Source organism: Streptomyces sp. NPDC029014 (assembly GCF_055564695.1).
In genome coordinates, this window is record NZ_JBVHVT010000027.1 from 86,610 (window position 1) to 96,224 (window position 9,615).

General features: G+C 72.7%; 10 protein-coding genes. 7 read left to right on the forward strand and 3 right to left on the reverse strand.

Annotated elements, in window-relative coordinates:
• The first annotated feature begins 190 nt into the window (after positions 1 to 190).
• Complete coding sequence (locus tag ACZ4VL_RS17165) at positions 191 to 1,660, forward strand: peptidoglycan DD-metalloendopeptidase family protein (protein WP_468200349.1); 1,470 nt, start codon at positions 191 to 193, stop codon at positions 1,658 to 1,660.
• Between the two features lie 1,038 nt (positions 1,661 to 2,698).
• Positions 2,699 to 3,976, forward strand: a complete 1,278-nt coding sequence (locus ACZ4VL_RS17170) for a hypothetical protein (RefSeq protein WP_468200351.1) — start codon at positions 2,699 to 2,701, stop codon at positions 3,974 to 3,976.
• Here ACZ4VL_RS17170 and ACZ4VL_RS17175 read toward each other — a convergent pair.
• On the reverse strand, positions 3,927 to 4,547 hold the full coding sequence (locus tag ACZ4VL_RS17175) for a hypothetical protein (RefSeq protein ID WP_468200353.1): 621 nt from the start codon (positions 4,545 to 4,547) through the stop codon (positions 3,927 to 3,929). The two genes, ACZ4VL_RS17170 and ACZ4VL_RS17175, sit on opposite strands and share 50 nt — an antisense overlap.
• A gap of 171 nt (positions 4,548 to 4,718) precedes the next feature.
• Here ACZ4VL_RS17175 and ACZ4VL_RS17180 point away from each other — a divergent pair, with 171 nt between their 5' ends.
• Together ACZ4VL_RS17180 and ACZ4VL_RS17185 are read left to right on the forward strand one after the other, a co-directional pair.
• On the forward strand, positions 4,719 to 5,168 hold the full coding sequence (locus tag ACZ4VL_RS17180) for a hypothetical protein (protein WP_468200355.1): 450 nt from the start codon (positions 4,719 to 4,721) through the stop codon (positions 5,166 to 5,168).
• The gene (locus ACZ4VL_RS17185) at positions 5,165 to 5,893 is read left to right on the forward strand and encodes a ricin-type beta-trefoil lectin domain protein (RefSeq protein ID WP_468200356.1); all 729 of its coding nucleotides are present in this window, start codon (positions 5,165 to 5,167) and stop codon (positions 5,891 to 5,893) included. The genes ACZ4VL_RS17180 and ACZ4VL_RS17185 overlap by 4 nt, the downstream gene beginning before the upstream one ends.
• A gap of 100 nt (positions 5,894 to 5,993) precedes the next feature.
• Here ACZ4VL_RS17185 and ACZ4VL_RS17190 read toward each other — a convergent pair whose 3' ends face one another.
• Positions 5,994 to 6,668 carry a hypothetical protein gene (locus ACZ4VL_RS17190; RefSeq protein WP_468200357.1) on the reverse strand — a complete coding sequence of 225 codons (675 nt, stop codon included), beginning with the start codon at positions 6,666 to 6,668 and terminating at the stop codon, positions 5,994 to 5,996.
• A gap of 223 nt (positions 6,669 to 6,891) precedes the next feature.
• Between ACZ4VL_RS17190 and ACZ4VL_RS17195 the strand changes: the two genes are divergently transcribed.
• A complete protein-coding gene (locus ACZ4VL_RS17195) occupies positions 6,892 to 7,380 on the forward strand; it encodes a carboxymuconolactone decarboxylase family protein (protein ID WP_468200359.1) in 489 nt (162 codons plus the stop codon).
• A gap of 209 nt (positions 7,381 to 7,589) precedes the next feature.
• On the opposite strand, the gene ACZ4VL_RS17200 is transcribed toward ACZ4VL_RS17195, so the two are convergent.
• Positions 7,590 to 8,066, reverse strand: coding sequence for a MarR family winged helix-turn-helix transcriptional regulator (locus ACZ4VL_RS17200; protein ID WP_468200361.1), 477 nt, complete (start codon positions 8,064 to 8,066; stop codon positions 7,590 to 7,592).
• A 124-nt stretch (positions 8,067 to 8,190) separates the two neighbouring features.
• Between ACZ4VL_RS17200 and ACZ4VL_RS17205 the strand changes: the two genes are divergently transcribed.
• On the forward strand, positions 8,191 to 9,072 hold the full coding sequence (locus ACZ4VL_RS17205; protein ID WP_468200362.1) for an alpha/beta fold hydrolase: 882 nt from the start codon (positions 8,191 to 8,193) through the stop codon (positions 9,070 to 9,072).
• 75 nt (positions 9,073 to 9,147) lie between these two features.
• Positions 9,148 to 9,579: a hypothetical protein gene (locus ACZ4VL_RS17210; protein WP_468200364.1), complete on the forward strand. Its 432-nt coding sequence runs from the start codon at positions 9,148 to 9,150 to the stop codon at positions 9,577 to 9,579.
• Positions 9,580 to 9,615 lie beyond the last annotated feature (36 nt).

Genomic DNA, 9,615 nt, shown 5'->3' on the forward strand with positions numbered 1-9,615 from the left:
CAGCGGCAGCGGCTTCGGCTTCGGCTTCGGCTTCGGCTTCGGCAGCACGACAGCGGGGCCGCAGCCCGCAGGAGGGCCCGGGGCGTGACGACGCCCGCCCCGGCCCTGCCTCTCCCCCCTCCCCCCTCCCCGCTCCCCCTTCCTCCATCACGACTTCCAGGCACCCTCGTGCCGGTTGGGACCCATTGCCATGACCAAGCAGTTTCTGTCGAAGCGCGTCCGTATCGCCACCGGCCTCCTCTGCGCCACGATCGCCGCCACCACCCTGTCCATCGGCGCGGCCAACGCCGAGGACGTCGCCGACGACCTGCACGGCGACCTGTCCGCCCTGACCGTGGAGGACATGGGCCTGCCGGCCTCGTACGGCATGACGCCGATGGCCGCGGCCGCGTCCAGCGACCGGCCGAAGTTCCAGATGCCGTTCAAGTGCGGTGACAGCTGGCGCGGTTCTTCCCGCTCCGGGCACAGCCCCTCGGCCTACGCCATCGACTGGACCGACGGCGGCGACACGCTCAACCGCCCGGTCCTGGCCAGCGCCGGCGGCACGGCGCACGTCAAGGACGTGGGCAACCGCAGCTACGGCAAGTTCGTCGTCATCGACCACGGCGACGGGTGGAGCACCCTCTACGGCCACCTCAACGGCTTCAAGGTGCGCGACGGCCAGAAGGTGGACACCGGCGACCAGATCGGCATCGTGGGCAGCACCGGCAACTCCACCGGCCCCCACCTGCACTACGAACAGCGCCACTACGGCACCGACCAGCGCACCACCTTCAACGGCACCTCCTTCTACCCGACGAAGTCGCTGACCAGCAAGAACTGTGCCGACCCGACCCCGGACCCGAAGCCCGAGGGCCCCGGCAACGGCTCGGGCGGCGGCTCCGGCATGATCGACCTCGCCTCGGCCGACCTCAACGGCGACAACGTGGTCGACGTGGTCGGCGTGGAGGCCTCCACCGGCAAGCTGTGGCTGTACAAGGGCAGCGCGAACGGCACGATCGCCAGCGGCTCCGCCCGCGTGCTGATCGGCGCCGGCGGCTGGAACGGCATGTCGAACCTGGTCGGCGGCGACTTCACCAAGGACGGCAAGGACGACATCGTCGCCGTCGAGGAGTCCACCGGCAAGCTGTGGCTGTACAAGGGCAACGACAACTCGACCATCTCCGGCGGCAGCGACCGCGTCCTGATCGGCAGCGGCGGCTGGAACGGCATGTCCAACCTGACCGCGCTGAACCTCAACGGCGACGGCGTCGCCGACATCGCCGCGGTGGAGAAGTCCACCGGCAAGCTGTACCTGTACCCCGGCACGGGCTCGGGCCTCGGCGCCCGCAAGGAGATCGGCTCCGCCGGCTGGAACGGCATGTCCAACCTGACGGGCATGGACCTCAACAACAGCGGCCGCCAGGACCTGGTCGCGGTGGAGAAGTCCACCGGCAAGCTGTTCCTGTACCCGGGTGACCGCGGTTACCTGAGCCCGCGCATCGAGATCGGCTCGGGCGGCTGGAACGGCATGTCCGACCTGATCGGCGGCGACCTGCTGAACAGCGGGATGTCCGACGACCTGATCGCCGTCCAGAACTCGACCGGCAAGCTGTACCTCTACCCGGGCACGGGTTCGGGCCTGGGCGCCCGCAAGGAGATCGGCTCCGGCGGCTGGTAACCGCAGCCGTCGCCCGCGAGCGACCGCACGAGCAGGGGCCGCACGAGGAGCGGCCGCACCTCCTCTCACTGCCTTGGCTGGCCTCCCGCCCCGCCGGACCCGATCCGGCGGGGCGGAGCGCTGCCCGCCCGCCCCGGCGCTGCGGAGGTCGGGTGAACACCCGCTCTGGCGCCGGCCCAGGAGCCTGCCCGGACCGCTGTGCGGGCGGACGATCACCGTTGCTGTGCTCCGAAGCGATGCGAAGGGGGCCGAGTACGGAGCGTCAGGTCGACCCGCCCGCGGGAGGGCTGCGCGGGCCCGGCGCCGCGGTGTCCCCTTCCTCCCTTGCTCGCCGATGAGACGGTGGTCGTGGACCCGACCGTACGACGACCGTCGCGGCTGCGCCGCGGGCTGGGAGCCGCGACGCTGGCCATGCTCAACGGCGCCGCGCTGCTGACGATGGCCCTGCCCGAGGCGCCCGACCGCCGGCGGCCCCGGAGAGGTGGTGCTGCCTGCCGCACCGCGAGGCTTCCCGCCTGCTGCACGCCCGCGAGGGCAGCGATCACCTGTTGTGGACCCGGTACGACACCGGCGCCACCACCGAGACCGGGCTGCGGCTGCCCGCCCCGATCAGCGCGGACCGCGGCTACCGGGGGCCCGACAACCGCTACGGAACCTCCTCCGACACCGTGGCGGTCCACACGGCGGGCACGCCGAAGGCGCCCGCCAGGGTCGACCTGTACGACATGGCCACCGGCCGGCCGGTGGCAGTGGGCGGCGTCGAGATACCCGAAGGGCAGAGCTACTACGGGACGTACGGGCGCACCGTGCTGACCTTCGAGGGCAGTGGGTCCGCAGTGACCGGCTGGTTCCTGAACCGTTTGGACGGCGGCCCCGCGGTCCGCATCAAGGTGGCATTGCCGGAGGGCGCGGTCCTCGCGAACTCGGTGCACGACGGTGACCAGAACGCCCTGATCCTGCGCTACCGCATGGACGGCCTCGCCCACTCCGTCCTGGTGGACGTCGTGACGGGGCGGACCACCCCGCTGCCGGACGAGGGTGACAACGACTTCACGTACGCCTTCCGGCTGGCCCCGGGCAGAGTGCTGCGCACCGACGACCGGAACGTGGCGGTCGTGCTGGACCGGACGCAGCCGCAGACCGTGCTGGGTCCGGCACCTTCATGACGGCGGGGGCGAGCTGCGGCTCCTCGGCGACCGGCTGGTCAGCACCGAGCCCGCTCAGGGCACCTCCGGCGACGTACGGGGCCGTCCGCTGCGCTCCGAGCCCCTCGGTTCGGCCTCCGGTTCCGTCGAACCGCTGCTGGAGCTCGCCGACACCCAGTTGCTGCCCGCGCCGGACGGCTCGCTCATCGCGGTCGGCAGCGTGAAGGCCCCTGCGTACGGCAGCCAGCCGGAGTTCGCCGTCCACCGGCTCAGCGCAGACGGCACCGAGAAGCCGCTGGTGGGCCGGCTTGCCGACGTCCCTGCAGCACCGGCCACCGTCTTCGGCCTGTCGATCGGCGGCGGCGTGCTCACGGCCGCCTCGGACACCGTCCACTTCCAGCCGGGCGACATCACCGGCGCGTACCGCAGCTACCGGTTGTCGAACGACCCCACTCCGGTCAAGACCTCCGAGACCCTCGACGGCACGCACCGCATCTCCGACTGCTTCACGCCCGTGGCAGGCTGCGTCGGCCTCCGGTCCACCGGGGACGGCCGCAACCTGGAGCACGCACCGGTGACCAGGTACGCGGCCGTCGCGCGCAAGGCCGGCAGCCCCGACCGGGCGGCCACGATACCCACCGGCACCGTCGACGGACTGCGGACCGTGGACGCCTCGGGCCGCTACGCGGTGCTCGGGCAGACCGCGTACGGCAACTGGACCGCCGACCACGACCGGGGCACGGTGCGCACGAGTGGCGTGTACGACACGGTGACCCGTCAGACCCTGCCGAAGTCCGGGGTGAAGGCGGTCGTGCTGAACGTGACGGTGACCGACCCGACGTCCGACGGCCACCTGACCGCCTGGCCGTCGGGCACCACCCGCCCCGACTCGTCCCACCTCAACTGGACGGCGGGACGGACCGTGGCCAATCTGGTGACGGTGCCGGTGCGCCGACGGCAAGGTGCAGATCGCCGACCTCGGCTGGGGCTCCGCCCAGGTGGTCGTCGACCTGTTCGGCTACTTCGGCTGACCGAGGGAGCCGCGTCCCACCTACCCGGGGCCGCCGCCGAGCCTGTGCGTGCTCGGCGGGCCCCCGGGTGGTGGGTGGGCGTCCATGCCGCTACGCCGCGCTGCGTTGTGCCGGGCGGGCGGGTGCACGGAGGCCGGTGAGCGCGGCGCCGGCCCAGAGGACGGCGGCGCAGCCGATGCCCGGTACGGACTGCCAGAGCTTCTCGGTCGCGCCGGGCAGTTGGGTCGCCAGCGCGGCGACGCCGACGGTGGCGAGCATCAGGCCGCCGATCACGCGGAGCACCGGGGCCCGCAGGCTCTTGGCCAGTGGGAAGAAGTGCCCGCCTACGACCAGTGCCGACCAGCTGAGCATCAGCTCCGGGCGGTGCAGGGTGTTGCCTATGTAGCCGTTGCCCGCCCCGAGGACCGCGGCCTCGATGAGCACCACCGTGAGGAACTTCGGTCCGCCGCCGCCCGGGGCCACCGGCGCGCCCTCCTCCCCCTCGGGGGTGCGCCGTGCCAGCAGGAACAGGCGTACGACGGCGGCGACGCTCGCGCCGAACAGGACCAGGACCGCGGCCAGCACGGCGGGGCGCGCGGCGCCCGTGACGGCGGACTGGCCGAGGAAGAACCACATCAGGCCGAAGGCCGTCCCGATCAGAGCTCCCCTCCCTCCGTTGCGCAGCTGCTCCCGCCGTGTGCGGAAGACGGGGCGGGGGGTGGTCTTTTCCACGGGTGGCTCCTCCTGGTGTCCTGTGACACCGCGCGACTGCTTGGGTCTTACATCTTCGTGTACCGGGCGTCGCGTACCGCCCGTTCGGGCGTTCGGGCGTTCGGGTGTCGCGGCCGCGGGGGGCGGGGCTACCGTTGCGGCACTGCGCGGGGACGGCGAAGGGGGAGCGTCATGCTGGACGAGGCCACGGTCGCGCTGGCGGCGTCGGTGGGTTCGGGGATCGTGCAGGCCGCCGGGACGGATGCCTGGGCGGCGTTGCGAAGTCGGCTGGCCCGGTTGCTCGGTCGAGGGGACCGGCGGCAGGAGGGCGTCGTGTCGGAGCGCCTGGACCGGACCGCCGCCGAACTGGCGGCCTCGGCCCCGCAGGACGGCGAGGAGCGGGGGCGGCACGGCGCGGCCTGGCGGACCCGGATCGAGGATCTGCTGGAGGAGTTGGGACCGGACGAGCGGGCTGCGGTCGCGGCGGGGCTGCGCGTGCTGCTGGACGAGGTCGCGTCGGGAGCGGTGCACCCGGGTGGGGGTGACGGTGGGGGTGTCGTACGGAACGTGTTCCTCGGGCCGGCGGCGGTCCAGTCCGGGGACGGCAACGTCCAGGTGAACCGCTTCGGCTCCCGTCCGTGACCGGGGGCGGGTCCGGTGGGGGCGACGGTCGGCGCGACGACGACGGCGGCGGCCGGCTCGGGGATGCGTTCCGCGGTGCGGCCGGGGTGCAGCGCGGCAGCGGGAACCTGCAGGTCAATCTGCACGAGCACCGCATGGGCATCCTTTCGGCCTGTGCGGTCGCCCTGGTGTGCGTGGCCACCGTGATCGTCGTCCGGACGGGCGGTGGTCCGGACACCGAGGCGACGACCGACCCTCCGACGAGCACCGTCACGACACCGGCTCCGGGCAGGGTGCCGCCGGGCAGCGCCGGGGCGGATCCGTCGGTGCTCACGGGGCGGCTGGTCAACGACGGCAGTGGGCTGTGCCTGCGGGTGGCCGGTACCGGGGAGGACCTCGTACCGGTGCAGGACACCTGCTCCGGCGCCGCCGACCGGACCTGGACCCTGGCCCTGCAGAGCGGCGGCGCCGCCCGCACGCTGCGGGACGGGCAGACCGGCCGGTGCCTTGCCGCGACGATCCCGGAGAACTTCGCCCCCGTCCGCCAGGTGGCCTGCGCCGCCCAGCCCGAAGGGCAGCGCTGGGAACTGCTGTGGGGCACCGGCGAACGGGCCGGGCACTTCATGCTGCGCAGCATCGGCCCCGCCAAGTGCCTGTTGGTGCAGGGCCGGGAGGCGGGGCGGGCCGCGGCGCACACGTCCTGCGGCGAGCAGAACGGCGACCAGTGGTGGCACCTCGCCCGCTGACGACCTCGCCCCTGCCCCCCCCCCCCGGCCCCCGCCCGCACGGGGCGGGCGGGGACGGGGGCAGGGGCCGGTTCCGCGCGGGAGCCGTACGCGGGTCGGGTCAGCGGGCCTGGACGAGCGTGCGGCCCTTGCGGGACCCGTCGGAGCAGGAACGCTTCTCCGCGGCGGTCATCTTCCGGGTCTTGACCACCACCGCGTTGCTCTTGCCGTCGGTGCCGTTCTTCGCCGGACCGGTGATGGTGTCCTGGAAGAACCAGTAGTAGTGGCCCCACTTGGGGCTGTCGTAGTGGGTCTGCCAGGTACCGGAGACCTTCTGCATCACCTGGGCGCGCGAGATCCAGCCCACCTCGCCGGGCTTCACCGTCATGTTGAGCGAGCTGCTCTCCGAGTGGCTGCTCGACCAACTGTGGCTGTAACTCGCCGTTATGCTCAGGTCTACGATCCCGGCGATCTGGCCGCCGGCGGTGACGGAGACGCCCAGTTCGTCGGTGGAGCCCACCGTGTCGTCCCAGGTCATCGTCTGGGTGGCGTCGGACGTGGTGCAGTTGAAGAGCGAGTTCGACACCTGCCGGAACTCCCCCAGGTACGCCTTCCCGAGCTCGGGCGAGTTGAACGTGCACTTGCCTTCGCCCGAGCCGCAGTCCGTCAGGAGCTGCTGCCGCGTCGGCTGGTCGGCGGCGTACGCCGGCAGGCTGGTCGCCGCCGCCACTGCGCAGGCCGCGACTGCCATGGACAGTGCGCGGGCTGCGCAGCGCTTGAGGCGGTTCGTCGTCATCGTGGTGGTACCTCTCACCTTGCTGGGGGGTTGCGATCTGTGATTCTCCAGACCGGTCAGAGGGGTGCGGTGCGAATGAGTCACCTCGCGGCGGGCCGGTTCCGCGTACCGGCTACCGGCCACCGGCGACTCGGGCGCCGGAAAAGACTTCTTCCCGTCCTGTCACATTCGCGCGGGCCCGTACGTCAGTGCTGTGAGACACCAACCACGAAGGAGAGCAGCCATGACGAACACCTCGATCTCCCGGATGCCGAACCCGGCCGAGTTCGTTCCCGAGCTGAACGACATCAGTGCCGCCCTCTTCCGGGCGACCGGCAACCGCTCGGTGCCGCGCACCACGGTGAACCTCGTGCACCTGCGTGCCGGGCAGATCGTCGGCAACACGTACCTGACCGTCCTGAACACCGCCTTCCTCCGCAAGGCCGGGGAGTCGGAGGAGCGCATCACGGCCGTCTCGTCCTGGCAGGACGCCCTCTGCTTCACCGGGGCCGAGCGTGCGGCCCTCGCCCTGGTGGAGGCCACGCTGCAGCCCGCCCCTTACGGCCGGGAGCGGGTCACCGACGAGCTGTACGCGGAGGTGGCGAAGCACTACGACGAGAAGGGCATCGCCACCCTCACCATCGCGATCGGGCAGATCAGCTTCTTCATCGCGCTGGCGGTCATCGGCAAGCCGCAGCCGGTCACCTCGCTGGCCGACGAACAGTGGGACTGAGGCGGCGGGCGGCCCCGGCCCGGGGCCGCCACGGCGGTCGGCGGGGTCGTTCTACCGGCTGTGTTCCCGTACGTGCACGTGGCCGTCAGGACGCCAGGTTGTCGGCCCGTTGCTGGTCGCGGACCCACCGTGTCGCGCTCGCCCCGTCATCCACGGCTGCGCTCGTCCAGCGGCGCAGGGCCCGTACGGGCTCTGCCTGCGCGGGAGGCTCACGGGGTGTCGAGGTCGCGGGCGCGGGCGGCGAGCTGCGGGGTGAGCCGCCGGGCCAGCAGGTCCAGGGCGCGGGCGACCTCGCGGACGGCGTCCGGATCCGGGGTGGTGCCGTCGGGGTCGGTCATGGCCGCGGTGAGGGCGTCGTCGATGGTCGTGCCGCGGACCTCGGCGACGCGGGCGGACGGCTTCGCGGTGGGGCGGATGAGTCGACGGCGCCGGTCGGCCGGGTCGGGCTCCGTCTCGACGGAGCCGGCCTCCTCCAACCGGGCCACGGCGGTGGACACCTGGCTCTGCGGCAGGCCCGTCCGGGCGGCGATCTCGCTGACCGTGGTCCCGGGGTGCGCCACGAGGTCGCCGAGGACGACCAGCACCGAGCGGGTCGACGCCGGTGAGCCGGACTTCGGCCGGGGCATCGCCTGCTCGCCGATCTTCATGAGGGTGCGGCCGAGGAGGAACAGTTCGACTCCGTTCATACGACGAAGAGTACATCGAGATTGATGCATCCATCTTGATGCATCTGTTTCGATGGATTACTGTCGTGGTGTCAGCCGCCGAAGGCAGCACAGCAACGACAGCCATCACCAGGGGGGACCAGCCATGACCACGACCAACGCCAACGCCACCGCCACCGCCACCGCCACCGCTGCAACCGAGCACGCGCTGTCCGTTCCGGGCGCGACCCTGTACGTCCGGAGCGAGGGCCGCGGCCCCGTCCTGCTGCTCTCCCAGAGCGGCGAGGGCGACGCCGACCGCACGGTCGACCTCGTCCCGCACCTGACCGACACCTTCACGGTGGTCACCTACGACCGCCGCGGCCTGTCGCGGAGCACACTCGACGACCCCGCCCGCCCCGTCACGATGGCCGACCACGCGGACGACGTCGCCCGGCTGCTCGCCGAGCTCACCGACGGGCCGGCGCTGATGGCCGGGTTCAGCATGGGTGCCGCCATCGGCCTGCAGACCGTGGTCCGCCACCCGGGCGTGCTGCGCACGCTGATCGCGCACGAGCCGGTGATGCCGAACCTGCTGCCCGGGGCGGGGCGTGCGGAGCACGTTGCGGAGCTGACGGCCATCCAGGACGCGTACGCGGGCGGCGGGCTGACGGCGGCGTTCCCGGCGATCGCCCGGCACCTCGGCATCGACCCGGCGCACGACGAGACCGAGGAGGGCCTCACCCCGCAGCCGATGACGGCCCGTCGGGCGGCGAACTTCGCGTTCTTCATCGGAACGGAGTTCACGGCCGTCACCGCGGACGACCTCGGCCCGGCGCAGCTGGCACGGGCCGCGGCGCACTCGGGAACGCGGATCGTCGCGGCGACGGGCCGGACCACCGACCCGTCCGTGCACACCTACCGCTGCGCGCTGGCGCTGGCCGGGCAGCTGGGCACGGAGCCGGTCCGCTTCCCGGGCGGGCACAACGGCAACACCGCGTTCCCCCGCGCGACGGCCCAGGCACTCAAGGACCTGCTCGGCGGGTGACCCCCGCCGGGGGCGGAGCGACGAACCGCCCGCCCGGGCCAACTCCCCGTGGTGCCGGCCTGGTTGCATGGCGGCATGGACGCCATACTCACCAGCCTGATCGCCGTCGCCGGCACGCTGCTCGGCTCGATCATGACGCACCTGTTCCAGCAGCGTTCCGCACGGCGGACGCAGGACGCTTCCCGGGCGGAACGGCTGCGGCAGGAGCGGCTGGAGGCGTACGGCTCGTACGCCGGGCTGCTCGTGGAGTTCCGGCAGGCGTTGCTGCACCACTGGTTCTGCGTCCACGAGGGACGCGACGCGGAGGACGAGGTGGTCTTGCGGGCGCGCTCCTTCGAGCTGCGCTCGGCCGCCCAGAACGCGCTGTTCCGGCTCCGCCTGGTCACGGAGGAACCCGAGGTGGTGGCCGCGGCAGAGGGGGCGTTCGCGGAGGTCGGGGGGGGGGGGGAAACCACCCACCCCCCCAACCCCCCTCCCCCCCGTTGGAACCCCCCCCAGACTGGCTAACCCCTCCCTCCTCCCCCCCCCCCCCCCCCCTCCAAG

Bases quoted from the DNA above. Each gene is read 5' to 3' on its own strand.
- ACZ4VL_RS17165 (WP_468200349.1), top strand. From the start codon at position 191: ATGACCAAGCAGTTTCTGTCGAAGCGCGTCCGTATCGCCACCGGCCTC.
- ACZ4VL_RS17180 (WP_468200355.1), top strand. From the start codon at position 4,719: ATGCTGGACGAGGCCACGGTCGCGCTGGCGGCGTCGGTGGGTTCGGGG.
- ACZ4VL_RS17190 (WP_468200357.1), bottom strand. From the start codon at position 6,668: ATGACGACGAACCGCCTCAAGCGCTGCGCAGCCCGCGCACTGTCCATG.
- ACZ4VL_RS17195 (WP_468200359.1), top strand. From the start codon at position 6,892: ATGACGAACACCTCGATCTCCCGGATGCCGAACCCGGCCGAGTTCGTT.
- ACZ4VL_RS17200 (WP_468200361.1), bottom strand. From the start codon at position 8,066: ATGAACGGAGTCGAACTGTTCCTCCTCGGCCGCACCCTCATGAAGATC.
- ACZ4VL_RS17205 (WP_468200362.1), top strand. From the start codon at position 8,191: ATGACCACGACCAACGCCAACGCCACCGCCACCGCCACCGCCACCGCT.
- ACZ4VL_RS17210 (WP_468200364.1), top strand. From the start codon at position 9,148: ATGGACGCCATACTCACCAGCCTGATCGCCGTCGCCGGCACGCTGCTC.